Here is a 24679-nt window from a genome sequence, read left to right as displayed (position 1 = left end):
CACCCGGCGAGCGTCGCGGCCGCGGCGCCGATCCCGACTCCCAGACCCAGGCGGGCCGCGCCTCTGCGGCTGATACCACTCATGAACATCCCAACCCGCGCCACGTGGGGGCGCGTTGTGCGTCCCCCCTCATGGACACCGACCCCCGCACCGTAGAGCCGATAAACAGACAAATGCCTCATTTCTCCCGGCGCGGCGCGCAAAAGGCCCACCAAGCAGGGACGGCTTCACCGGGCGTTCACCGCGAGGGTGCGCACGGTCGCCCCCGCGGAGCGGCCCAACGAACTACGCTCGGCGGCGCCTTGACGGCTTCCGTCCCGACTCCGAAAGGTTCCGCGACGTGTTCCACCGGCTCCACAGACCTCTCCGCAGACCCGCGGCGCTCGGCCTGGCGACCGCACTCGCCATGACCCTCGCGGCGCCCCTCGCCTCGGCCGCCGCACCGCCCGCCCGGCCCACCGCCTGGGTCGACCCCCTCATCGGCTCGGCCAACGGCGGCAACACCTACCCGGGCGCCACCCGCCCGTACGGCATGATCGCCTGGTCCCCGACCAGCACCACCGGCGACCAGACCAGCACCGGCGCCGCGAACGGCTACTCCTACGGCACCACCCGCATCCGCGGCCTGAGCCTGACCCACGTCAACGGCGCCGGCTGCAACCCGGGAGCCGCGGGCGACGTGCCGATCATGCCGTTCGTCGGGGACGTCACCTCGTCCCCGTCGGCCGACACCAAGGACGCGCTCTACGCCTCGGACTTCTCGCACGCGAACGAGCGCGCGGTGCCCGGCCGGTACACCCTCGGGCTCGACTCGGGCGCGACGGCGGACCTGTCCGTGAGCCGCCGCGCCGGCGTCGCCGACTTCACGTTCCCCGCCGACAAGGCCGCCTCGCTCCTCTTCCGCACCTCCAACTCCCTGAACGGGAGCGAGGACGCGCACGTCGACATCGACCGGGCGCACCGCAAGGTGACCGGCTGGGTGCTGACCGGGGCGTTCTGCGGGCGCCGCGCCAACGGCGGCGTGAACAACCGCAAGAGCTACTACAAGCTCCACTTCAGCGCCTCGTTCGACCGGGCCTTCGCCTCCTACGGGACCTGGCGGGACGCCACCTTCTCGCCCGGGTCGACCAGCGGGGGCGGCGGTGAGGGATACGCGACCGGCGCGGACCGCGCGGGGCGCGGCTCGGGTGGCTGGGTCGGCTTCGACACGGCGTCTGACAACGATGTCCACATGCGGCTCGGGATCTCGTACGTGTCCCTCGCGGGCGCCGAGGCGAACCTGCGGGAGGAGATCGCGCCGCGGGCGAGCGTCGACGACGTGGCGGCCGAGGCGCGGCGCGACTGGGACCGCGAGCTGGATTCGGTGCGGATATCGGGCGGCACCGAGGCGCGGCGTACCGCGTTCTACACGGCGCTGTACCACTCGCTGATGCAGCCCAACATCATCAGCGACACCGACGGCCGCTATCCGGGCATGGACGGCGCCCCGCACCGCCTCGCGCGCGGTCAGGGGGCGCAGTACAGCAACTTCTCGGGCTGGGACCAGTACCGGGCCCAGATCCAGTTGCTCGCCCTGCTGAAACCGAAGGTCGCGGGCGACTTCGCGCAGTCCCTCTACAACTTCGCCGGGCAGAACGACGGGGTGTGGGACCGCTGGGTGCACGTCAACGGCGCCACGCACGTGATGACCGGTGACCCGTCGGCGGCCACCCTCGCCACGTTCTACGCGATGGGAGTGCGCAACTTCGACTCCGAGGGCGCCTTTGAGTCGCTGGCCCGGCAGGCCACCGTCCCGCGCGACGCGGGCCTGTCGGACAAGGGCTGTCCCGGGCAGTGCGAGGGTCAACGGCCCAATCTGGCCCAGTACTTGAACTCCCACTACGCGGCGCAGGACGTCTGCCACTGCTGGGGCGGCGCCGCGGAGACGCTGGAGGACTCGGTGGCGGACGCCGCGCTCGGCGCGTGGGCGAAGCTGCTCGGCAGGGACGAGGAGGCCGCCTCGTTCACCGAGCGGGGCACGTGGTGGCGCAACGTCTTCAATCCGGAGACCGGCTACGTCCAGGCCCGCAATCTCGACGGGTCCTGGGTGACGCCGTTCGACCCGGGCAGCGACCGCGGTTTCGCCCAGGGCACGAGCGCCACCTACACCTGGATGGTGCCGCAGGACGTGCAGGGGCTCGCCACGGCGATGGGCGGCCGCGAGACGGCGGCCGCCCGCCTCGACGGGTTCTTCCACAGGACCGACGGCTCGTGGTCCGTGAAGGGCGGCGACGCCCTGCGCTACGACCCGACGAACGAGCCGGGCATCCACGCGCCGTGGCTCTACAACGCGCTCGGACAGCCCTGGAAGACGCAGGCCACGGTCCGCGAGATCGTCGACACCGTGTACGGGACCGGGCCCTCGGGGCTGCCCGGCAACGACGACCTCGGCACCATGTCAGCCTGGTACGTCTTCTCGGCGCTCGGCCTGTACCCGAAGGCGCCGGGCAGCGCCGATCTGCTGCTCGGCACCCCGCTGTTCCCGCACGCGGTGGTGGACCGGCCGGGGCGCACGGACATCGTGGTCGACGCCCCGGACGCCTGCCCCACGCGTCCGTACGTCGCCGGGGTCCGGCTGACCGGCCGTGACCTCGACCGCTCGTGGACGGACGCCGGCCTCCTGCGGACCGGTGGCACGCTCGCGTACCGGCTGACCGACCGGCCGGACACCGGCTGGGCCACCGATCCGGCGGGCCTGCCGCGCTGACCCGCCGCCCGGGGAAGGTCAGTCCTCGCCGACGACCTTCCCCGGGTTGAACAGGTCCAGCGGGTCCAGGGTCCGCTTCACGGCCTTCTGCACCGCACAGACGGCGGGCCCCAGTTCGCTGCGCATGCCGTCCCGCTTGAGCAGCCCGACGCCGTGCTCGCCGGTGACCGTGCCGCCCGCGGCGATCGCCGCCTGGAGCAGTTCCTCGAAGGCGGCCTGCGCCGCGACGCGGGCCGCCTCGTCGCCGGGTTCGGTGATCAGCAGCGGATGCAGGTTGCCGTCGCCGGCGTGCGCGATGGTGGCGATCCGCACCCCGTGCCTGCGGCCGATCTTCTCGATCGTGGCGAGCATCTCGGGCACGGCGGAGCGCGGCACGCACAGATCCTCGGTGAGAACCGGGCCGAGCCGCTCCAGGGCCGGATAGGCGAGCCGCCGCACGTCGAAGAGGGCTTCCGCCTCGACGGCGTCGGTGGACCGCTCGGCCCACAGGGCCCCCGCCTCCTCGAAGGCGGCGGCGACCGCGGCGGCCTCGGCCGCGCCCGCGTCGCCCGGGGCGTCGAGCCGGGCCAGCAGCATCGCCTCGGCACCCGGTTCGATGCCGAGGTGCTTCCAGTCCTCGACGGCCTCCATGCAGGCCCGGTCGAGCAGCTCGAGGGCGGCGGGCGCCAGGCCCCGGCTCGTGACGAGGGCGACGGCGGCGCCGGCCGCGACGAGGCTGTCGAAGGCGCCGACCACCGTGCGGGGTTCCGCGGCGGGCGCCGGGCGCAGCCGCAGCGTGATCTCCGTGATGACGCCGAAGGTGCCCTCGGAGCCGACGAACAGGCTCGTGAGGTCGTAGCCGCTGACGCCCTTGGTGGTGCGCCGGCCCAGGCGGACCCGGCTGCCGTAGGGGCCCGCGGGGCCGCCCATGACGACCTCCATGCCGAGGACGTAGTCGCGGGTGACGCCGTACTTGAGGCAGCACAGGCCGCCCGCGTTCGTCGCCACGTTGCCGCCGATCGTCGACCAGGGGGCGCTCGCGGGGTCCGGCGGGTACCACAGGCCGTGCTCGGCGACGGCGGCCTTCAGGTCGTTGTTGACGACGCCGGGCTGGACGACGGCCGTCAGGTTCTCCGTGTCGATCTCCAGGACGCGGTTCATCCGCGAGACGTCGAGGACGAGACAGCCGTCGACCGCGTTGGCCCCGCCGGACAGCCCGGTGCCCGCGCCGCGCGTGACGACCGGGATGCGCCGGTCGGCACAGGCGCGCACCACGTCCTGCACCTCGTCGGCGGACGTGGCGCGCACCGCCGCGAGCGCCCGGCCCGTCGGCGCCCACTCGGCGTCGTCGTGGCCGAGCGAGGCCAGTACGTCGGCGTCGGTGACGAGGGTGCTGCCGGGCAGCGCGGCGGCCAGTTCGCGCACCGTGCCTGCTGTGTCTGCCGTGTTGATGTCGTACCTCCAGAACTTGTCCGCATGACCGGCGAGTTCGCGGGTAATCGCCGGAACACCATGATGGAACAGAGCGTTGCGCCGGAGCACGGCGCGGGAGGGACGGTGGGCTCCACCATGAGCGGGACGCACGTCACTGCGGTTACGACCCGGACCACGGATGCTGAGGTTTCTCCCCACGACATCCCGGATCCCAGTCGGGTGGCCCCGTTGGACGCGCGCGAACTCTCGCGCCACTTCTTCCGGCGGCTGGCCGAGTGCGAGGAGGGCACGGAGGAGTACCAGTACACACGCAACACGCTGATCGAGATGAACATGTCTCTCGTCCGCTTCGCGGCGGGACGCTACCGCCATCGCGCGGACGACATGGAGGACATCGTCCAGGTCGGCATGATCGGTCTGATCAAGGCGATCGACCGGTTCGAGATCTCGCGCGAGGTCGAGTTCACCTCCTTCGTGCTGCCGTACGTGACCGGTGAGATCAAGCGGTTCTTCCGGGACACCACCTGGGCCGTGCACGTGCCGCGGCGCCTCCAGGAACTGCGGCTCGAACTGGCCAGGGCGCGCGAGGAGCTGTGCAGCCGGCTGGACCGGGATCCGACGACCGCGGAGCTGGCGACGCTGATGGACCTGCCGGAGCAGGACGTGGTGGAGGCCCAGCTGGCGTCGAACGGCTACTCGTCCGCCTCCCTGGACGCGGCGCTCACCACGGACAACGGCCAGGACGGTGAAGCGGCCCTCGCCGACTTCCTCGGGGTCGAGGACGAGGCGATGGAGCTGGTGGAGGACTTCCACACGCTCGCGCCGCTCGTGGCGAAGCTGCCCGAGCGGGACCGGCGGCTGCTGCACCTGCGGTTCGTGGAGGAGCTGACCCAGGCGGAGATAGGCGAGCGGCTCGGCTACTCCCAGATGCACGTGTCCCGGCTCATCAAGCAGCTCATCGCCCGGCTGAAGTCCGGGATGCTGGCGGAGGCGAACTCCGTCTGAGGTCCGTCTGCGGTCCGTCTGAGGTCTGACGGAGGACTCCGCCCGAGTGACCTGAGTGAGGTGGCCGGCCGGGCGTCCGGGTGAGGAATTCGCCCGGACGCCCCCGCACGGACCGGGCCGCTCACGGGCTGGGCCCAGGCGTCCTTCAGGTCAGCGTGATGACGGCCCGGATGCGCTTGCCGACCGGCACCCGCTCGACGGTGACGTCGGCGAGCGCGTCCACGATCTCCATGCCGTGCCCGCCGATCCGGGACGGGTCGCGGGGGTAGCGCAGCGGCACGGCGGCGCTGCTGTCGTAGACGGTGACGGTGATCTGGCCCGCCGTCCCCTCCAGCTCCAGCACGTACGGTCCCGGGCTGTGCCGGTCCGCGTTGGTGATCAGCTCGCTCACGACGAGGAGCGCCTCGCCCTCGGTGCGGCGGTCGACCGCGACGCACCACTCCTGACGCAACTGCGTCAGGAACGCGGCGGCGAACATGCGGGCATCAGCTATGCACCCCGCTTCGCCGGTGTAATGGGTCATCCGCCGCAGCGGCTCGACTGGTGTGTCGAAGCCCGTTGGGATCACTGTCCCGTCCAGATACTCGGTCATTCGTGTCTCTCTCGCCCGGTCGGCCTCCATGGGAGAGGCCCCCGCAGCCATGCTGATACCCCGCGTCGGGCGGTGCAGTCCTGTCAGCTGTCGACGTACTGGCCGTCCGGTGCATCCGACCCCGTCCCGGCGGCGGAAGAGCTGGTGGCGCGGTGCGCCCTGGCCGTTCCGCGACCTGCCCACCGAGTCCCGCCGAGTCCTGCCGAGTCCTGCCGAGGAGTGGCGCCGTGCGTATCCGAGTCGTCCTGTTCACCTCCGATCTGCGCGTGCACGACCATCCGCCGCTGCGGGCCGCCCTCGATGCCGCCGACGCGGTGGTGCCGCTGTTCGTCCGGGACACGGGGATCACGGCCACCGGTTTCCCGGCGCCGAACCGGGAGGCGTTCCTCGCGGACTGTCTGAGCGATCTGGACGCGGCGCTGCGGGAGCGCGGCGGGCGTCTCGTGGTGCGGTCGGGGGACGTGGCCGACGAGGTCGCGAAGGTGGTGGCCGAGACGGGCGCGGACGCGGTGCACGTGGCGGGCGGGGTGAGCGCGTACGCCCAGCGCCGCGAGGACCGGCTGCGTGCCGCGCTGCGCGACGGCGGCTGCGACCTGGTGGTGCACGACGCGGTGGTGACCTGTGTGCCGCCCGGTGCGCTCACCCCGGCGGGCCGGGACCACTTCGCGGTGTTCACCCCGTACCACCGGCACTGGTCGGCCCAGCCGCTGCGCGCCGTGGTCCACGCGCCGCGCGCGATCACGGTCCCGGACGGCGTCGGCTCCGAGCCGCTCCCGCGGCGCCCGGCCGGCACCTCGCCGGGGCTGGCCCAGGGCGGCGAGCGGGCGGGCCGCGCCCGGCTCACGGCCTGGCTGCGGTCCGGGATCGCCGGGTACGAGGACGGCCACGACGACCTGGCCGGCGACGTCACCTCCCGGCTCTCGCCCGATCTCCACTTCGGCACGGTCGGCCCGGTCGAGGCGGTGCACCGGGCCGCGAAGCTCGGAGGGCCGGGCGCCGAGGCGTTCGTGCGGCAGCTCGCGTGGCGCGACTTCCACCACCAGGTGCTGGCCGCACGGCCCGCCGCCGCGCACGACGACTACCGCACCCAGGGCGACCACTGGCGCTCGGCGGCGGCCGCCCGCCACGACATCGAGGCGTGGCAGGAGGGCCGTACGGGAATCCCGGTGGTCGACGCGGCGATGCGGCAGCTGCGGCACGAGGGCTGGATGCACAACCGCGGCCGGCTGCTCGCGGCGAGCTTCCTCACCAAGACGCTGTACGTGGACTGGCGGGTGGGAGCGCAGTACTTCCTGTCGCTCCTGGTGGACGGGGACGTGGCGAACAACCAGCTCAACTGGCAGTGGATGGCGGGCACCGGCACGGACAGCAGGCCCAACCGGGTCCTCAACCCCGTGACCCAGGGCAAGCGGTACGACCCCGACGGCGGGTACGTGCGCCGCTGGGTGCCGGAACTCGCCGGCCTGTCCGGCGCCGCGGTGCACGAGCCGTGGAAGCTGACCGGCCTCGACCGGGCCGCGTACGACTATCCGGACCCGGTCGTCGAGCTCGCGGACGGGCTCGCCCGGTTCCGGGCGGCACGGGGACTGAACTGAGCGGGTCCGCCGGCCGACGGGCGGTCAGGTGCGGGCGGTGAGCTCCGGGTAGAGCCGCCGGATCCGGGCGAGGGCGTCCGGCAGCGTCGCCGGGCGCAGCGTGCCCCCGGCGGTGCGCCCCGCCCAGCCGGGCCCGCCGAGCATCACGGCGGGCCTGACCCGGGCGCCGCGCACGCCCCAGCGGGTGTCGGCGAGGTGCCGGGCCAGCGGCAGGCTCGCGGTCGACCGGGCCTGCGCCCACAGCACGACGACGCGCGGTCCCGTCCTGCGCACGGCGGCGGCCACGGCCTCGACGGGCACGGCCGCCCCGAACATCCGCTGGGGCACGCCGAGTTCGGCGAGTCCCGCACCGAGAGCCTCCAGGGGAAGGCAGTGCTGCTCGGCGGGGACACAGGCCAGGACGACCGGCGGCAGCGACGCGACCGGCTCGGCCGGGGTCGCCCGGTGCAGGGTCCGCGAGACGTGCCAGGACAGCAGGTGCTCGACCTCGACGTACCGGTCGCCCGCCTCCTCCCACTTGCGGCCCACCGCGTGCAGCACCGGCACCATCACCTCCTGCCAGGCGGCGACGAGCCCGTGCCGGGCCACGGCCTCCGTGAGCAGGGTCTGCACGGCGGGCGAATCGAGGCGGGTGGCGGCGCGGGAGATCCCCCGGTGCTCCCGTTCGAGCGCGGCCGCCGTCAGGGGCGGGTCGGGCTCGGCCCGCGGCACCGGCACGACGACCGGCGGGGCGCCCTCCAGGTGCTTGCGGGCGAGCTGGGCCGCCTCGGCCGGGGCGAGGCCCGCGGCGGTGAGCCGGCACATCTCCTCGACCACGGCGACGTCCTGCGCGGTCCACCGCCGGTGGTGGCCCTGCGACCGGTCGGCCGGGCCGAGACCGTAGCGGCGGTCCCAGGTGCGCAAGGTCGTCGGGGACACCCCGATCCGCCGCGCGAGACCGCCGGTGGTGATGCCCGTGCCCGGTTCCGTACCGACTGGGAGCTCGTCCATCGGCCCACGATACGACGCACAAACGATGCGAGTCGCGGTCCTGCCGCGGCTGTTCCCAGGATGACCGCTCCGTACCGGGGATCCACCGGGTCCGCCCGGTTCCGATCGGCGCGTACCCGCAGACCGATCGGGCGCGACGACCGAGTACGGGCAGGCGCAGAGGAGTTGACGAGTCACCGATGAGCAGAGCGGTACGGTCGCGCGACACCGGTGCGCGCGAGGCGTCCGAGGCGGTCCTGGCCCAGGGCATGGCCCGCGGTGACGCGGCCTGCGTCGCCGAGGTCTACCGTCGGTGGTCGCCGCTGGTGAGGGTGCTGGCCCGGCGCGGGCTCGGCGACAGCGCGGAGGCCGAGGACGTCACGCAGCAGGTGTTCCTCGCCGCCTGGCGGGGCAGGTCGGGCTACCGGCCGGAGCTCGGCTCCACCGCGGCGTGGCTGACGGGGATCACCCGGCGCCGCGTCGCGGACGCTCTCGCCGCGCGGACCCGCCGGGCGGCGCTCCTGGACCGGGCGGCGATCCGGCCGTTCGCTCCCTGCGAGGACGCCGACGCGGTGGTCGACCGGGTCCTGGTGTCCCAGGAGCTGGCCCGGCTGCCGGTGCCGCAGCGCACCGTCCTGCGGCTGGCGTTCTACGAGGACCTGACGCAGCCGCAGATCGCCGAGCGCACCGGTCTCCCGCTGGGCACCGTCAAGAGCCACGCGCGGCGCGGGATGCAGCGGCTGCACCACCGGCTGCGGGACCACACCCCGCAGCACTGAGGCGCGGCCCCGGGGCGTACGCTCCGCCGCCCGGTTAGGGTTCATGATCATGAGCGCCCGTTCCGTCCAGATCCGTGCCGTCCCCGAGTCCGAGATCGAGCGCGCCCTGCGCCTCGCCCATCTCGTCTTCCACGAGTCGCCCGAGAGCGAGCAGCGCAGGCACCAGCAGGAGCTGCTGGCCCGCTGTCTGCGGATCGGCGCCTACGACGGGGACGAGCTGGTCGGCTTCGCGGCCGCCCTGCCCTTCTCGCTCTCGGTGCCGGGCGGCGGTGAACTCCCGTGTCCCGGCCTGACGTTCGTGTCCGTGGCGCCGACGCACCGCAGGCGCGGCGTGCTCTCCTCGCTGATCGGCGAGCTGTACGCGCGATGCGCGGAGCAGGGCGCGCCGCTGGTCGCGCTCTGGGCGTCCGAGGCGTCGATCTACGGCCGGTTCGGCTTCGGTCCGGCGACGTACGGCGCGACCGTGGAGATCGACTCGCGGCGGCCGCTGGCACTGCGCGTGGCGCCCGACGCGCGCCCGCTGCGGCTGGTCGACCCCGGGGCCGCGCCCGCGGCCCTCGCCCCCTTCTTCGAGGCGACGCGCGCCCGCCGCGCCGGCCGGCAGGCCCGCACGGAGGCGTGGTGGCGCGAGGAGTGGCTGGTCGAGAAGGACGAGGAGGACGACGAGTTGTCGCCGCCCCGGGTCGTGGCCCTGGGCGAACCGGTCGCCGGGTACGCGATCTACCGGACGAAGTCGGGTGACGACGACGCGCACTCGCCCGGTCTGGTGCGGGTCGACGATCTGGAGGCGGAGTCCGCGGAGGTGGCGGCCGCTCTGTGGAGCTATCTCACGGCGATCGATCTGACGGGCCGGGTGCGGGCCTGGGGCCGCCCGCTGGACGATCCGCTGCTGCTGTTCGCGGCGGACCGGGACCAGGTGCGGGTGACGGCGTCGTTCCCGGCGCTGTGGGTGCGCCTCGTGGACGTCCGGGCGGCGTTCGCGGCGCGCAGGTGGGCGGCGCCGGTGGACGTGGTGCTCGCGGTGCACGACGAGCGGCTGCCGGCGAACGCGGGTTCCTACCGGCTGATCGCGTCGCCGGACGGTTTCTCGTACGCGCCGACCGGGGACGCGCCCGATCTGTCCCTGGAGGCCCGCGACCTGGCGTCGGCCTACATGGGGGCCACGCCGGTGCGTGCGCTGGTCGGGGCCGGGCTCGTCACCGAGCACACGCCGGGCGCGGCGTCGATGCTCGACGCCGCGCTGCACACGGAGCTACTGCCTCATACGGTCGACGCGTTCTGAACGCCCGTCGCCGCCGCGGGAGTTCAGCAGCCCATGGTCCAGGTGTGGGAGTCGCCGCTGTCGTTGCCCCAGCCGTCGGACGGGATCTCCTGTCCGGGGGCGAGACAGACCGTGCCGAGACCGATCAGGCCCGGGTTCTCGTAGACCTGGACGTGGTCCTTGATGCCGGGTCCTGTGATGCCGTGGTTGGCCCAGGAGGAGTCCTCGTCCTGGATGCCGTCCTCCCAGTCGTGGTCGTCGCCCGACCAGTTCCAGCGCATGCCGGAGTAGTTGGCGTCGGTCCAGGCGCAGAAGTCGCCGCTGGGGCACTGGGCGGCGTATGCGGTGGTGGTGACGGCGGCGCCGCCGAGGGCGAGGACGGCGGCGGCGAGCAGGGCGAAGGGGTGCTTCATGGTCGTGCTTCTCCTTGGTGGGTACGTCGGGTGACGTGGGGTCAGCGGTGGTCGGTGGTGTCCAGTACGCGCCGGGACGCGTCCAGGGCGTGGGCGCGCAGGCGGCGCCAGTCGGTGAGCTCGGTCCGGTGTCGCGCCCGTACCGAGGCGAGGCTGCTCTTCCGGTAGGCCGCTTCGGGCTTGAGGTTGTTGACGACGGTCGAGGCGCGGAACCAGCGCTTCTCGTCGCCGTAGAGGGTGCGCTGGGCCGCGGCCAGGCAGCCGTCGGTGTGGGCGCTGACGGGGACTCCGTTCGCGAGGGTCAGGGTCAGTTCGGCCGGCGGCCGGCCGAACAGGGCGGTGGCGACGCGCTGTTCCTGCGCCGGGCTCGCCGCGGGCCGGCCCGGCCGGGGCGGGGTGAGGCCCTGGCGGGTGAGGCAGCGGTCGGTGAGCTTCTGCTGGGCGGCCCTGATGGTGTCGTCGGGCGAGAGGGCCGGTCGCGCGGGCTGTCGTGCGCAGCCGGCGAGCAGGAGCAGGCCGGCGACGAGGGCGAGGGCCCACGGCCGTGGTCGACGGTGCACGGCCTGGTCAGCCCGGCTCGCAGCCCATGGTGTTGTCGGCGACGCCGTCGAGTTTCTGCGCCCACTCCCAGTTGTCGGAGTAGTCGCCGGGCCTGATCTCGCGGTACAGGCAGTTGGAGACGGTGTAGCTGATGGCGTACACGCTCTGTCCGGCGCGGGACTCGAAGGAGTAGGCGTGACGCTGTGTGCCGTTCTCCGCCTCGGCGTACCCGGGCGGCGCGTAGCACCAGGCCTGGCCGTGCATGCCGGGTTCGGTCCAGAAGCAGACCTGGCCGGGACCGGACGCGGCCTGGGCTCCGGTGGTGCCGGGCACCAGCGCCGCAGCGGCGGCGGCGAGGGTGAGGAGGGTTGCTGACAATCGCTTCATTCAGATGGCCCCGAGGTCGTGGTGATCACTGTGCGTGACCACACTCCCCCAGCGTTTGCGCAGGTAAGCGCCGTACAGGCGGCGGTTCACCCGTGTCGGTTACTACTCATGACTGTCATACGGAGGGCGGGTCCGCGGCGCGGGGCGGCGGCGCGCTGGACGGTGCGGGCCATGCGCAGGGCGTCCACGGACTCGGCGAGGAGTTCGTACTCGGTGGTGTCGTCGCGGGTGGCGATGCGGACCAGCCGGCCGCCCGCGAGTTCCTCGGCGACGAGTTCCTGCCGGGTGGCGTCGGCGCACCAGGCGCGTAGCAGGGCGGGAACGTCGGGGGTGTCTTCGGAGACGGGCATGAGAGCGCCCTCGGGTAAGTGGGGCAGTTCGGGGCGCGGGTCGAGCCGTTCGGCGATCCAGGTGGCGCGGTCGCGCAGCCACCACAGGGCGAGGGGCAGGGTCGGAGCGCGATAACTGCCGAGCGGGACCCCTACGCGCTGTCCGCCGCAGATTCCGTACGCGGTGACATGGCACAGGAATTCGTCGTGCACGATCTCCCCCATTGCCTGGCGCCTTTGATCATTACCCGGCCGACAATTGACCGGTGATCTACCACAACGGCTGGGACGATCAAGGGAATTGCTTCCCGATGTGTCGCCATCGAACAATGTTCAACCGTCCCACACGATGAGTATCGGCACTTCGTACACAGTGTCACCATGCTTTTCACGCCAGTCTCCTGGCATATTCGACGGCTCCGTTGGCCGAAATCCACTGCGTCGACGAAACTGCACCTCATGCGCTCACACGAGGTTCTCATCGAGGGATACAACCGCATTCAGGAAGAGGTGCACGCCGTCGTCGACGGGCTTTCCGCAGACGATCTCCACGTGCGGCCCGGCGACGCGGCGAATTCCGTCGCGTGGCTGATCTGGCACCTCACCCGGGTCCAGGACGACCACGTCGCCGACGCCGCAGGGCTGGAGCAGGTGTGGCTCGCGGGTGGCTGGGCAGGCCGGTTCGACCTGCCCCTCTCGGAGACGGACACCGGGTACGGCCACACGCCCAAGCAGGTCGGCCAGGTGCGGGTGGCGTCGGGCGAGCTGCTGACCGGGTACTACGACGCCGTGCACGAGCAGACCCTCGGCTACCTCGGCGACCTCAAGGACGCCGATCTCGACCGCGTCGTCGACGAGGGCTGGGACCCCCCGGTGACGCTGGGCGTCCGGCTGGTGAGCGTCCTGTCGGACGACCTCCAGCACGTGGGGCAGGCCGCGTACGCGCGCGGGCTGCTCTGAGGGTCAGGACAGCCGCTCCTCCAGGCGGACCGTGACGCGGTCGCCCGCCTCCTTGCCGATCGCCCGCCGCACGTCTCCCTTCACGGGCAGCTTGTGCCGGCCGTCGCCCAGGGCCATGAAGGAGCTGCGGAAGGGCTGTCCGTCGACGGTGCCGCCGACCTTCACCAGTCCGCGGGTGCCGAAGAACGCGGCCGCCTCCGGCCACACCACATAGGTCCATCCGCCCGGGTTCGGGCTCTTCTCCAGGACGGCGCTGAACTCCACGTTCAGCGCCGTTCCGGCGTTCTTGTCCGTTGTCATCGCGACCTCCTCGTCCCTATGACCCTGCGGGATCGCGGAACTCATCGCACCTCGCACCTCCAGAGGTCTTGACAACTCGATTGGTCTGGACCAGCTTTGGCGCACAGCAAAGCGCAGCGGTGGCCACCGTCGTACGCATCCGCCCCTCACCTCTCCCCCGGAGGCACCTCGTGGACCGTGCACGTCATGGCAGATCCGGCAGATCCCGCAGACCCGTCCCCCGGCGGTGGCTCGGCGGCGCGCTCGCCGTCGTCTCGGCCGCCGCGCTGAGCGTCACCGCGCTGGCCGCTCCCGCGCAGGCCGCGGACGTCAACGTCGCGAAGAACGCCGGCTTCGAGGCCGACCTGAGCAACTGGACCTGCACCGCGGGCAGCGGCTCGGTCGTCTCCTCGCCCGTGCACGGCGGCGCCAAGGCGCTCAAGGGCACCCCCGCGGGCCAGGACAACGCCAAGTGCACCCAGACCGTCGCGGTCAAGCCCAACTCGACGTACACGCTCAGCAGTTGGGTGCAGGGCGGCTACGCCTACCTCGGCGCGAGCGGCACCGGCACCACCGATGTCTCCACGTGGTCGCCGGGCAGTTCCTCCTGGCAGCAGCTCACCACCAGCTTCACCACCGGCGCGAACACCACGTCGGTCACGGTCTACACGCACGGCTGGTACGGCCAGAGCGCCTACTACGTGGACGACATCAACGTCTTCGGTCCCGACGGGGGCGGCGGCAGCGACCCGGTGCAGATACCGGCCGTGCCGACCGGGCTCGCCGCGGGCACGGCCACGTCGTCCTCCGTGGACCTGTCGTGGAGCCCGGTCTCCGGCGCGACCGGCTACAACGTCTACCGGGACGGCGCGAAGGTGGCCTCGGCCACGGGCGCGTCGGCGACGGTCTCCGGGCTCGCCGCCGACACCTCGTACAGCTTCCAGGTCAGCGCCATCAACGCGGCCGGCGAGTCCGCGAAGTCGACGGCGGTGTCCGCGCGGACGGCCACGTCCGGCGGTGGCGGCGGGGGCGGCACCGTGCCCAAGCACGCCCTGACCGGCTACTGGCAGAACTTCAACAACGGCGCGACGGTGCAGAAGCTGCGGGACGTCCCGGCGCAGTACGACATCATCGCGGTGTCGTTCGCCGACGCGACGACCACGCCCGGCCAGATCACCTTCAACCTGGACCCGGCCGTCGGCTACGCCTCCGCCGCCGACTTCAAGGCGGACATCGCCGCGAAGCACACGGCCGGCAAGTCGGTGATCCTCTCGGTCGGCGGTGAGAAGGGCAGCATCTCCGTCAACAGCGACGCGTCCGCGACGGCGTTCGCCAACAGCGCGTACGCGCTGATGCAGGAGTACGGCTTCGACGGCGTCGACATCGACCTGGAGAACGGCCTCAACTCCACGTACATGACGAAGGCGCTGCGCGCGCTGGCGGCGAAGGCGGGCTCGAAGCTGGTGCTGACCATGGCGCCGCAGACCATCGACATGCAGTCCACGTCCGGCGAGTACTTCAAGACCGCGCTGAACGTGAAGGACATCCTCACGGTCGTCAACATGCAGTACTACAACAGCGGTTCGATGCTGGGCTGCGACGGCAAGGTCTACAGCCAGGGCTCCGTCGACTTCCTCACGGCGCTCGCCTGCATCCAGCTGGAGGGCGGCCTCGACCCGTCGCAGGTCGGCATCGGCGTCCCGGCGTCGACCCGTGGCGCGGGCAGCGGCTACGTGGACCCGTCGGTCGTGAACAACGCGCTCGACTGCCTGGCCCGTGGCACCGGCTGCGGTTCGTTCAAGCCCGCCAAGACCTACCCGGGTCTGCGGGGCGCGATGACCTGGTCGACGAACTGGGACGCGACCGCGGGCAACGCCTGGTCGAACGCGGTCGGCCCGAAGGTGCACGCGCTGCCGTAGCGGGTGCGGACGGTCCATGACGGAGCCGGTGGCGGCAGCCACCGGCTCCCTCGCGTCGGCCGCCCATGACGAGCGTCGTGTCAGCCGCCCATGAAGAGCACCGTGCCGTCGGGTCCCGTCGCCTCGACCCGGGCGCCGTGCTCGACGGTGCGGCTCACCGTGCAGTACTTCTCGTGGGTCAGCCGGATGCCGCGCTCCAGCGCCTCCGCGGCGTCGGTGGCGCCCTCGGGCAGGGCGATCTCGTACGCGACGCGGACGACGCCGACCCGCCCGTCGTCCTCGGGCCGCGACCGGGACTCGACGACGATGCGCAGGTCGTCGTGCGGGACGGTGCGCGCGGTGCGGTCGACGACGAGTCCGCCGCAGCCGCCGAGCGCGGCGAGGAGGAGCTCCACGGGGGTGAACGAGGGCTGGGCCGCCGGGGAGTCGGCGGGGGCGATCCGGACCTCGGCGCCCCGGTCGTTGCGCGCGGTCCAGTCGCGGTCGCCGTTGCGGACGGTCTCGATGCGGTAGTCGGCCATGGCGGAACGGTAACCAGCGGCGGGCACGGCGGCGCGCAGGCGGGCGCCGGGCGTGGTCAGGGAGCCTGGATGTCGCCCCGGGTGGAGGAGGCGACGGGGTCGCCGTGCGCGAAGTCGCCCGGCGGGATGCCGGGGTGGTGGCCGGGCAGCGGGGCGACGGCTGTCGCGGCGGGGCCCAGGGTCAGCCGGGAGACGATGCGGTAGCGGTCGCCGCGGTACAGCGAGTGCACGTACTCGACGGGCCGGCCCTCGGTGTCCGAGGTGAGCCGCTCGAAGAGGAGGGCCGGGGACAGTTCGGGGACGTCGAGGAGATCGGCCTCGGCGCGGGTCACGACGGTCGGCTCGATCGCCTGGACGGCTTCGCGGACGTGTACGTCGTGGTGGGCGCGCAGATGCTCGTACAGGTCGCCGCTCTCCAGCTCCTGGGCGCTGAGGCCGGGGACGAGGTCGGCACGGATGTGCAGGTGCTCGATCGCCATCGGCGCCCCGTCGACGAGCCGCAGCCGGGCCACGTAGACGATCTTCGCGGCGGGGGAGAGCCGCAGCTTGCGGCCGACGCGGGCGCCCGCCTGGACGGTGGTGAACTCCAGGAGCCGACTCGACCACGCGCCGGCGGCCTGCGGCACCGCCAGCCCCTGCTCGTCGGAGACCAGTTCCTGGGTGATCTTCTCCGGGGCGACGAACGTGCCGCGCCCGTGTTCGCGGACGAGAAGGCCCGCGACGACGAGTTCGTCGACGGCCGCGCGCAGCGTGGGACGCGAGACGCCGAGGCGGGCGCAGAGCGTGCGCTCGGAGGGGATCGGGTCGCCGGGGCGCTGCGACTCGATGAGTTCCAGGATGTGGTCGCGCACCCGCTCCCGCTTGAGCACCGCCCCCGGCGCCTCCCTGCCCGCGTCCGCGTTCACTCCCGCCCCCTCGTGCCGTACGACCAGTCGCCTGACCAGTTGACCACGGCATTGCAGTGATCGACAACTGACCAGCGGCCGGGCTCAGCAACTGCCTTGAATTCCGCAGGGGTTGACGCGTCCATTGGTCTATGCCACCTTTCTCCACCACCAGAGGTCACCTGACCAGTTGCCAACTGGTCAGGTCCGGCTCCCAGAGGTGAACCGTGAAGCTCCGCTTGCTTGCCGGTCTGTCCGCGCTCGTCGCGGTGGCCGGGCTCAGTGCCTGCAGTTCGTCCGACTCCGGTGACGGTGGGTCCGGGGACGGCGGCCGGACCCGCATCGACGTGTGGCTGATGCGCGACAGCGTGTCCGCCGCCTTCCAGAAGGACTTCGAGAAGGGGTTCGAGGCCGCCCACCCGGACATCGACGTGCGCATCCAGATCCAGGAGTGGGACGGCATCGGCGGGAAGGTCACGGCCGCCCTCGCCAGCAACGACGCCCCCGACGTCATCGAGACCGGCAACACCCAGGTCGCCCAGTTCGCCCAGAGCGGCGGCCTCCAGGACCTCACCGACAAGGTCGACGACCTCGGCGGCAAGGACTGGCTCAAGGGCCTCGCCGAGCCCGGCGCCTACGAGGGGAAGCAGTACGGCATCCCGTACTACGCGGCGAACCGCGTCGTCGTCTACCGCACCGACCTCTTCGAGAAGGCCGGCATCGACGCCACCGCGATCAAGACCCGCGACCAGTGGATCGCGGCGACCCGCAAGCTGAACAAGGGGAAGCAGCAGGGCATCTACCTGCCGGGCCAGAACTGGTACACGCTCTCCGGCTTCGTCTGGGACGAGGGCGGCGACCTGGCCACCGAGACCGGCGGCAGGTGGAAGGGCGCCCTGGACACGCCCGAGGCGCTGCGCGCCATGGCCTTCTACGAGAAGCTCCAGGCGCTCGGCAAGGGACCCAAGGACTCCGACGAGGCCCAGCCGCCGCAGGCCGAGGTGATGGCCAAGGGGCAGGTCGCACAGATCGTCAGCGTGCCCGGCGGCGCCACCGTCGTCGCCCAGAACAACCCCGAACTCAAGGGCAAGCTGGGCTTCTTCCCCATCCCGGGCAAGACCGCCGGCACCCCGGGCGCGGTGTTCACCGGCGGCTCCGACCTGGTGATCCCCGCCGTCTCGCAGCACCACGACGCCGCGTACGCCTTCGTCAAGGAACTCACCGGCGACGCCTGGCAGCGCAAGCTCGCCGTCGCGATGAGCTACGTCCCGAACCGGACGACGCTGGCCGACGCCGTGGCGAAGGATCCGGGCGCCTCGGCGATGGCGGTCGGCGCGGCCGTCGGACACGCGACGCCGAACACGCCGGGCTGGGCGGCCGTCGAGGCGAAGAACCCGATCAAGGACTACATGACATCGGTGCTGGCCGGCGGCGATCCGGCGCGCGAGGCGGCGAAGGCGTCCGACGCCATCACCTCCGCGATGACCTCCGGTTCCTGATCACCCGCTTCCCCGAAAGGAGTGTGCGCCGTGTCGGTCGTCCGCGAGCGGACCACGCCCCGCGCCCTCACCCGGCCGCCCCGGCGCCCACCGGGTCCGCACCGCCGCCCCACGATGTCGGGCGCCTGGCCCTACCTGCTCGTGGCACCGGCCGTCCTCGGCATGCTCTACCTGCTCGTCTATCCGCTGGCCCGGGCCGTCCTGATCTCGTTCCAGGACTTCGGTCTGCGCCAACTCATTCTCGGCGACGCGCACTTCACCGGCTTCGACAACTACACGACCCTGCTCTCCGATCCGCGGTTCTGGACGGTGGTGCGCCGCACGTTCCTGTTCATGGCCGTCAACGTCGCCCTGATCATGGTCCTGTCGACGCTGGTGGCGCTGATGGTGGAACGGCTCGGCCGGTTCGGCCGGACGGCGGTCCTCAGCGCGCTCGTGCTGACCTGGGCGATGCCGGTGGTGGCGGCGACCACCGTCTTCCAGTGGCTGTTCCACTCCGAGTTCGGGATCGTGAACCACGCCCTGACCGGCCTCGGCTTCTCGTCGTTCGACGGGTATCCGTGGCTGGCGCACGGCCCGGCGGCCTTCACGATCCTGGTGGCCCTGGTGGTGTGGCAGTCGGTGCCGTTCGCGGCGATCACCCTGTACTCGGCGCTGACGACCGTGCCGGCCGAACTGTACGAGGCGGCCCGGATCGACGGGGCGTCCGGGCCGCGGATCTTCCGCTCGGTCACGCTGCCGATCGTGCGGCCGATCTTCATGCTGGTGCTCTCCCTCGAAGTGATCTGGACCTTCAAGGCGTTCGTGCAGATCTGGGTGATGACCCGGGGCGGCCCCGGCGACGCGACGACGATCCTGCCGGTGTACGCCGTGCAGACGGCGCTCGCGGGACAGCGCTACGACCTGGGCGCGGCGGCGTCGATGGTGACGGTGCTGCTGATGTCCGGGGTGCTCGTCGCCTACTTCCGGCAGATGTTCCGACAGGAGAACGAGCTGTGACGTCACGGGCCGCCCTGCGGCGCCTCCCGCTGAACGCCGCCGCCACGGTGACGGTGGCCCTCTGCCTCTTCCCCGTGTACTGGATGGTCGCGACGGCCTTCAAGCCGTCCCGGGACATCCAGTCCGAGAACCCTCAACTGCTGCCGCGGAGCTGGACGCTGGACCACTTCCGGCGGGCGATCGACGCGGACGGCTTCGGGCTGTTCTGGCGCAACAGCGTGCTGGTCACGCTGGGCGCCGTGGCGCTCGCCCTGCTGGTCGCGCTCGGCGCCTCCTTCGCGGTGGCACGGATGCGCTGGCGCGGGCGGCGGCAGTTCATGCTGATGGTGTTCGTCGCACAGATGGCGCCGTGGGAGTCGCTGATCATCCCGGTGTACATCATCTCGCGGGACACCGGCATGCTCGACCGGCTGCCGACGCTGACCCTCGTCTACTTCATGATGACGCTGCCGTTCACGATCGTCGTGCTGCGCGGGTTCATCGCGACGATCCCGGCGGAGCTGGAGGAGTCGGCGCAGGTCGACGGGTGCACCCGGCTCGGGGCGTTCCGGCACGTGGCGTTCCCGCTGCTCGCGCCGGGGCTGATGGCGACGTCCCTGTTCGGCTACATCACGGCGTGGAACGAGTTCGCGTACGCCAACTTCCTGATCATCAAGGAGCAGGACCACCGCACGCTGCCGGTGTGGCTGTCCTCGTTCCACAACACGTTCGGCACCGACTGGGGCGCCACGATGGCCGCCTCCACGCTGTTCGCCCTGCCCGCCCTGGCCGTCTTCCTGCTGCTGCAGCGGCACGTGACGTCGGGGTTCGCGGCCGGCGCCGTCAAGGGCTGAGCCCGCTCCCCATGGAAACCTGGAGATCCACCGTGTCCGCACACCGGCCCCCGCTGGTCCCCCTGCCCACTCACCTCTCCTACCGCCCGGGCCACTTCACCCTGGACGCGGACACCACCGTCCGGGTGTCACCGGGCGCCGGGCCCGCCGCCGATCTGCTCCGCACCCTGCTGGCCCCGGCCACGGGGCTGCCCCTGTCACCCGCCTCCGACGGTCCTTTCGTGCTCGCGCTCGATCCTGACCTCGGCGGTCTGGGCGAGGAGGGCTACGGCCTGACGGTCGGCCCCGACGCGGTGCTGCTGCGCGCCGCACACCTGACGGGGCTGCTCCGCGGCGTCCAGACGATCCGTCAACTGCTGCCCGTCGCCGCCCTGTCGGGCACCCCGCAGCCGGACGTCCCGTGGCGGCTGCCGTGCGCCGAGATCAGTGACGTGCCCCGGCACGGCTGGCGCGGGTTCATGCTCGACGTGGCACGGCACTTCCAGCCGGTCGGCGTCCTGCGCCGGTACGTCGACCTGCTCGCCCTGCACAAGCTGAACGTGCTGCACCTGCACCTCACCGACGACCAGGGCTGGCGGATGCCGGTGGCCGCGTATCCGCTCCTGACGGAGGTGGGCGGCCGGCGCGCCGAACCGGTCCCGCACCAAGGGGCTTACACCCGCGAGGAGTTGACCGGGCTCGTCGCGTACGCGGCGGCGCGCGGCGTCACCGTCGTGCCGGAGATCGAGATGCCGGGACACGTACGGGCCGCGATCGCCGCCTACCCGGAGCTCGGCACCGTACCGGGGCGGCGGCTCGACGTGTGGTCGCGCTGGGGCGTGTGCGACACCGTGCTCGGGGTGCACGAACCGGTGCTCGACTTCTGCCGGACCGTCCTCGACGAGGTCATGGACGTCTTCCCCGCGCCGTACGTGCACATCGGCGGCGACGAGTGCCCCACCACGGAGTGGGCGGCGAGCCCGGCCGCACGGGAGCGGGCCGCCGCCGAGGGGCTTCCGGATACCGCCGCGCTGCGGGACTGGTTCCTGGGCCGGATCGGCGCGCACCTCGTCGAGCGCGGCCGGACCCCCGTGGCGTGGGCGGAGACGGGCGACGGGCTGCCCGCCGACTTCACGCTGATGACGTGGCGCGAGCCCGAGCACACCCGCATGGCCCTGAAGCGGGGCCACTCCGTGATCAGCTGCCAGCACCGGTCGACGTATCTCGACTATCCGCAGTCACCCGCCCCCGACGAGCCGCCGGCGCAGTCCGGCGTCCTGGTCGACCTGCGCGCGGTGCACGAGCACGAACCGCCCGCAGCCACCGGCACCACCGGTGAACTCCTCGGCGTGCAGGCCCACTTGTGGACCGAGTACGTCAGCACACCCGAGCACGTCGACCACATGGTCTTCCCGCGCCTGTGCGCACTGGCCGACCGCGCCTGGCACGGCTCACCGTCCTGGCCGCACTTCCGTGACCGGCTCGACGCGCACGCCGCGCGCCTCGCCGCGCTCGGCGTGCGGCACGGGCCGCTCGACCCGTACGTCCCCATCCCCCACCGTTCCGGAAAGGAACTGCCATGAGAAGGACGATCCTGACCAGGTCCACGACGTGTGCCGTCGCCGCGGCGGCACTCGCCTGCGCGGGTCTCGTCGGCGTGCCGTCGAGCGCCGCTGCGGCCGCCGGAGACCTGGCCGTCGAGTACCACGCGGGCAGCACCGGCAGCGACCAGGCGGAGCCCTGGCTGAAGGTGCGCAACACCGGCACGGCGAGCGTGCCGCTCAGCGGGGTCAAGGTCCGCTACTACTTCAAGTCCGACACGGGCAACCCGAGTTACCGCTTCGCCTGCTCGTGGGCGGTGAAGGGCTGCGCCAACGTCACGGGCACGTTCGGGACGCTCGCCCACCCGACCGCCACCGCCGACCGCTACCTGGAGATCGGCTTCACGTCCGGAGCGGGATCGCTCGCGGCGGGCGCCGACTCCGGCGATCTGCAACTGCGCTTCCACCGGGCCGACTGGCAGTCGCTGAACCAGGCCGACGACTACTCGTTCAGCGCGACGCAGACGGCGTACGCGAACTGGTCGAAGGTGACCGCGCAGCTCGACGGCGCCACGGTCTGGGGCACGGCGCCCGAGGGCAACGACCCCACCGACCCGACCGATCCCACGGACCCGACCGATCCGCCCGCCGACGGAGCGACGCTCTTCGACGACTTCGACTACACCTCGTACAACGACCCGAAGATCGCGGCCAACGGCTGGAGCGTCCGGTCGAACTCCGGCGGCCCCGGGGTGCCGGGCGCGACCTGGGCGCCGCAGAACGTGACCTTCCCGACCGTGTCCGGCAACTCCGTGATGAACCTGGAGACGTCGACGGCCGGCACCGGGGAGAGCACGAAGCAGACCGAGGTCCTCACCAAGGCGACCAAGTTCAGGAACGGGACGTACGCGGCGCGCGTGAAGTTCGCGGACGCGCCGAAGAGCGGCCCCGACGGCGACCACCTGGTGCAGACGTTCTTCACCATCAACGACCTCAAGGCGCCGATGGCCGACGACTACGCCGAGTACGACTTCGAGTACCTGCCCAACGGCGGCTGGGGCGAGCCCTCGAACATCCTGTACACGACGTCCTGGGAGACCTACAACCCGGACCCGTGGCAGGCCGTCAACCAGCACACGGAGAGCCGGCAGAGCTACGCGGGCTGGCACGACCTGGTGCTCACCATCGACGACAGCTCGATCCGCTACTACATCGACGGGCAGCTGTTCGGCACGCACGACGCCGCGTACCTCCCCGAGCGGCCGATGTCGATCAATTTCAACCAGTGGCTGATCGACCTGGCGGGCCTCACGAGCACCACCCCGCGCGCCTATGACCAGCAGGTCGACTACGTCCTGCACGTCAAGGACCAGGTGCTCACCCCGGCGCAGGTGGCAGCGAAGGTGACCGCCTACCGGTCGGCGGGCACCGCCTTCGAGGACACCGTGCCGTCGTCCTGATCCGCCGGCAGGAGGGGAGCCCGCGCGCCCCACACGCGCAGGCTCCCCGGTGGTGCTTCCCTCCCCGGGCGGTCGACTGGGAGTGGTCGGCCGCCGTGCCCCGGAGTCTGCCGTGCGGCGACCGGGACTTCATCCCGCACCCCCATGTTTCGGTAACCTTGTGTGTTGAATCAGTGGCGAGATGTGACGGAAGGGAAGCGTCAAGACCCTTGCGGCAGGCCGCGGCCGGGGAACGGAAACGGCCGTCTGGCGTGATCCGTTCGACGCAACTAAGGCCGGATCTCTGTCTCCGGCAAGCGCTCTCCACACCGTCCGCAGAACAGCGCGGAGGCGTCCTCGGCGGCCCGGCCGCACTCCGCGCAGACCCGTGGCAGCAGACAGGGCGCCTCCCCGCCCTCCGCCCGCACCGCCGTCTCGGCCCGCCGGATGGTCATGCCGGGCCGGCGGCGATGCGCGGTCACATAGACCAGTCCGTCCTCGCCGGCACTGACCGCGCGCCGTTCGCCGCGCGGCACGAAGGCGAGGGTGCCCGGGGCCAACTCCTCGTCGGTACCGGCCCGGTGGAGCGTGCCGTGCCCCTCGACGACGACGAGCAGGACGTCGAGTTCGGTCTCCATGTACGCGTCGCCGTGGGCGCCGGGCCGCAGCCGGATGACGTTGGCGTCGAGCTGGCGGGCCGCGCCCTCCAGGCGCCACAGGGCTCCGGTCGCGTCCGGGGCGGCGGCGGCCAGGACATCGGCAAAGGTGATACGGGCAGCGGGCATCGTTCTGGTTCCTCCGTCGGGTTCAGGCGAACGGCAGCCTACGGAGTTCGGCGACGCGCAGCAGCCTGGCGAGGCCCGGGTAGCCGGCCGCCATGGCCGTCGAGCCGGCGCCGCAGCCGTCGCGCGGTGAGCAGGAGACCTTCCCCTACGGCCTGTTCCCGGTACTCGGCCAAGTCGGTGGTCTCGGTCACCCGGGTGTCTCCGTCCGTGCGTTCAGGAAGTCGAGGACCGGGGGCGTCGCCTCGTCGGCGAACTCCTCGAAGTAGGCGTGGCGGCCGTTGGGGATGAGGAGGGTGCGGGCGGCCGGGATGCGGGTGGTGAGGAGCGGGGCGTTCGCGGTGGGGTTGAACGCGTCGTCGGTGCCGTGCACGACGAGGGTCGGGGCGGTGATGCGGGGCAGTGCGTCCCAGGCGTCGTGGCGGGCGCTGGCGCGCAGGTGACGGCGGCGGGCGTGCGCGGGCATGGCCGGGTCGCCGAGGGTGGGGAACGGGCCGGGGTGCGCGGCGACGTACGCGGGCGTGTACATCAGGTCGAGGAGCGCGGCACGGGAGACCTTCGGGTCCGGGTCGGCGAGGGCCCTGCGGACGTCGGGGCCGCGCTCGATGCCGTGCGGCGCGCCGGGTGAGGTACAGCCGAGGACGAGGCGGTCGACGCGTGCGGCATGGTCGGCGGCGAGCCACTGGGCGACGCGGCCGCCCATCGAGGTGCCGTAGACGTGGGCGCGGTCGATCCCGGCGTGGTCGAGGACGGCGACGGCGTCGCGGGCGAAGTTCTCGGTGCTGTAGGTGTCCGTGTCCGGGGCGTCGCTCGCGCCGGTGCCGCGCCAGTCCATGACGACGGTGGTGAAGGCCGCTTCGAAGCGCTCCCGTACCGGGTCCCACCAGCGGTGGCTGTTGGACTGACCGGCCAGGAGCAGCAACGGGGCGCCGCTGCCGCGGAGTTGGTAGTGGAGCGCGGCGCCGTCGGCCGCCTGTGCGTGGACCATGGTCGCCGATTCTCCCCCATCGCAACT

General features: G+C 72.3%; 24 protein-coding genes. 12 read left to right on the top strand and 12 right to left on the bottom strand.

Annotation, left to right across the window (positions count from 1 at the left end):
* The first annotated feature begins 406 nt into the window (after positions 1-406).
* Positions 407-2746, top strand: a complete 2340-nt coding sequence (locus M4J07_RS03280) for a GH92 family glycosyl hydrolase (protein WP_255966968.1) — start codon at positions 407-409, stop codon at positions 2744-2746.
* A gap of 18 nt (positions 2747-2764) precedes the next feature.
* Here M4J07_RS03280 and M4J07_RS03275 read toward each other — a convergent pair whose 3' ends face one another.
* Positions 2765-4150, bottom strand: coding sequence for an FAD-binding oxidoreductase (locus tag M4J07_RS03275; RefSeq protein ID WP_255966956.1), 1386 nt, complete (start codon positions 4148-4150; stop codon positions 2765-2767).
* A 144-nt stretch (positions 4151-4294) separates the two neighbouring features.
* Between M4J07_RS03275 and M4J07_RS03270 the strand changes: the two genes are divergently transcribed.
* On the top strand, positions 4295-5164 hold the full coding sequence (locus M4J07_RS03270; protein WP_305127192.1) for a SigB/SigF/SigG family RNA polymerase sigma factor: 870 nt from the start codon (positions 4295-4297) through the stop codon (positions 5162-5164).
* A gap of 145 nt (positions 5165-5309) precedes the next feature.
* Here the strand turns inward: M4J07_RS03270 and M4J07_RS03265 are convergent, their stop codons facing one another.
* On the bottom strand, positions 5310-5756 hold the full coding sequence (locus M4J07_RS03265) for an ATP-binding protein (RefSeq protein WP_255966951.1): 447 nt from the start codon (positions 5754-5756) through the stop codon (positions 5310-5312).
* A 227-nt stretch (positions 5757-5983) separates the two neighbouring features.
* On the opposite strand from M4J07_RS03265, the gene M4J07_RS03260 reads away from it, so the two are divergent.
* Entirely contained in the window at positions 5984-7351 is a 1368-nt protein-coding gene (locus M4J07_RS03260; RefSeq protein WP_255966949.1) for a cryptochrome/photolyase family protein, read from the top strand.
* Positions 7352-7375: 24 nt separating this feature from the next.
* On the opposite strand, the gene M4J07_RS03255 is transcribed toward M4J07_RS03260, so the two are convergent.
* Complete coding sequence (locus M4J07_RS03255) at positions 7376-8341, bottom strand: MerR family transcriptional regulator (protein WP_255966947.1); 966 nt, start codon at positions 8339-8341, stop codon at positions 7376-7378.
* A gap of 179 nt (positions 8342-8520) precedes the next feature.
* On the opposite strand from M4J07_RS03255, the gene M4J07_RS03250 reads away from it, so the two are divergent.
* Positions 8521-9099 (top strand): sigma-70 family RNA polymerase sigma factor, encoded by a 579-nt coding sequence (locus tag M4J07_RS03250; protein ID WP_255966945.1) that lies wholly within the window; start codon positions 8521-8523, stop codon positions 9097-9099.
* A 49-nt stretch (positions 9100-9148) separates the two neighbouring features.
* Positions 9149-10381, top strand: a complete 1233-nt coding sequence (locus tag M4J07_RS03245) for a GNAT family N-acetyltransferase (RefSeq protein WP_255966943.1) — start codon at positions 9149-9151, stop codon at positions 10379-10381.
* A gap of 23 nt (positions 10382-10404) precedes the next feature.
* On the opposite strand, the gene M4J07_RS03240 is transcribed toward M4J07_RS03245, so the two are convergent.
* The 4 genes from M4J07_RS03240 to M4J07_RS03225 form a co-directional block, all read right to left on the bottom strand.
* Positions 10405-10773 (bottom strand): peptidase inhibitor family I36 protein, encoded by a 369-nt coding sequence (locus M4J07_RS03240; protein WP_255966941.1) that lies wholly within the window; start codon positions 10771-10773, stop codon positions 10405-10407.
* Between the two features lie 41 nt (positions 10774-10814).
* Complete coding sequence (locus M4J07_RS03235; protein ID WP_255966940.1) at positions 10815-11333, bottom strand: hypothetical protein; 519 nt, start codon at positions 11331-11333, stop codon at positions 10815-10817.
* A 7-nt stretch (positions 11334-11340) separates the two neighbouring features.
* Complete coding sequence (locus M4J07_RS03230; protein WP_255966938.1) at positions 11341-11700, bottom strand: hypothetical protein; 360 nt, start codon at positions 11698-11700, stop codon at positions 11341-11343.
* An 86-nt stretch (positions 11701-11786) separates the two neighbouring features.
* Positions 11787-12242, bottom strand: a complete 456-nt coding sequence (locus tag M4J07_RS03225; RefSeq protein ID WP_255966966.1) for a hypothetical protein — start codon at positions 12240-12242, stop codon at positions 11787-11789.
* 246 nt (positions 12243-12488) lie between these two features.
* Between M4J07_RS03225 and M4J07_RS03220 the strand changes: the two genes are divergently transcribed.
* Entirely contained in the window at positions 12489-12989 is a 501-nt protein-coding gene (locus M4J07_RS03220; protein WP_255966936.1) for a mycothiol transferase, read from the top strand.
* 3 nt (positions 12990-12992) lie between these two features.
* Here the strand turns inward: M4J07_RS03220 and M4J07_RS03215 are convergent, their stop codons facing one another.
* Positions 12993-13289, bottom strand: a complete 297-nt coding sequence (locus M4J07_RS03215) for a DUF1905 domain-containing protein (protein ID WP_255966933.1) — start codon at positions 13287-13289, stop codon at positions 12993-12995.
* A 170-nt stretch (positions 13290-13459) separates the two neighbouring features.
* Here M4J07_RS03215 and M4J07_RS03210 point away from each other — a divergent pair, with 170 nt between their 5' ends.
* On the top strand, positions 13460-15187 hold the full coding sequence (locus M4J07_RS03210) for a chitinase (RefSeq protein WP_255966931.1): 1728 nt from the start codon (positions 13460-13462) through the stop codon (positions 15185-15187).
* Positions 15188-15267: 80 nt separating this feature from the next.
* Here the strand turns inward: M4J07_RS03210 and M4J07_RS03205 are convergent, their stop codons facing one another.
* Positions 15268-15708, bottom strand: a complete 441-nt coding sequence (locus tag M4J07_RS03205) for an OsmC family protein (RefSeq protein WP_255966929.1) — start codon at positions 15706-15708, stop codon at positions 15268-15270.
* A gap of 56 nt (positions 15709-15764) precedes the next feature.
* Positions 15765-16613 (bottom strand): GntR family transcriptional regulator, encoded by an 849-nt coding sequence (locus tag M4J07_RS03200; RefSeq protein ID WP_255966927.1) that lies wholly within the window; start codon positions 16611-16613, stop codon positions 15765-15767.
* A gap of 206 nt (positions 16614-16819) precedes the next feature.
* Between M4J07_RS03200 and M4J07_RS03195 the strand changes: the two genes are divergently transcribed.
* The 5 genes from M4J07_RS03195 to M4J07_RS03175 are packed head-to-tail and all read left to right on the top strand — an operon-like array spanning position 16820 to position 22903.
* On the top strand, positions 16820-18091 hold the full coding sequence (locus tag M4J07_RS03195; protein WP_255966925.1) for an extracellular solute-binding protein: 1272 nt from the start codon (positions 16820-16822) through the stop codon (positions 18089-18091).
* Positions 18092-18121: 30 nt separating this feature from the next.
* Positions 18122-19090, top strand: a complete 969-nt coding sequence (locus M4J07_RS03190; RefSeq protein WP_255966923.1) for a carbohydrate ABC transporter permease — start codon at positions 18122-18124, stop codon at positions 19088-19090.
* Positions 19087-19923 carry a carbohydrate ABC transporter permease gene (locus tag M4J07_RS03185; RefSeq protein ID WP_255966921.1) on the top strand — a complete coding sequence of 279 codons (837 nt, stop codon included), beginning with the start codon at positions 19087-19089 and terminating at the stop codon, positions 19921-19923. Before M4J07_RS03190 ends, M4J07_RS03185 begins: the two co-directional genes overlap by 4 nt.
* A 32-nt stretch (positions 19924-19955) precedes the next feature.
* The gene (locus M4J07_RS03180) at positions 19956-21485 is read left to right on the top strand and encodes a beta-N-acetylhexosaminidase (RefSeq protein ID WP_255966919.1); all 1530 of its coding nucleotides are present in this window, start codon (positions 19956-19958) and stop codon (positions 21483-21485) included.
* Positions 21482-22903 (top strand): cellulose binding domain-containing protein, encoded by a 1422-nt coding sequence (locus tag M4J07_RS03175; RefSeq protein WP_255966917.1) that lies wholly within the window; start codon positions 21482-21484, stop codon positions 22901-22903. The genes M4J07_RS03180 and M4J07_RS03175 overlap by 4 nt, the downstream gene beginning before the upstream one ends.
* Before the next feature lie 269 nt (positions 22904-23172).
* On the opposite strand, the gene M4J07_RS03170 is transcribed toward M4J07_RS03175, so the two are convergent.
* Both M4J07_RS03170 and M4J07_RS03165 read right to left on the bottom strand, forming a co-directional pair.
* Entirely contained in the window at positions 23173-23667 is a 495-nt protein-coding gene (locus M4J07_RS03170) for a cupin domain-containing protein (protein ID WP_255966915.1), read from the bottom strand.
* Positions 23668-23854: 187 nt separating this feature from the next.
* Positions 23855-24652, bottom strand: a complete 798-nt coding sequence (locus M4J07_RS03165) for an alpha/beta fold hydrolase (RefSeq protein ID WP_255966903.1) — start codon at positions 24650-24652, stop codon at positions 23855-23857.
* Positions 24653-24679: the final 27 nt, after the last annotated feature.

Origin of the sequence: Streptomyces longispororuber, from assembly GCF_024448165.1 — a bacterium.
GTDB classification, from domain to species: domain Bacteria; phylum Actinomycetota; class Actinomycetes; order Streptomycetales; family Streptomycetaceae; genus Streptomyces; species Streptomyces longispororuber_A.
Note: the sequence above shows the minus strand (reverse complement) of the source record. Positions and strands in the feature narration are given on the sequence as shown.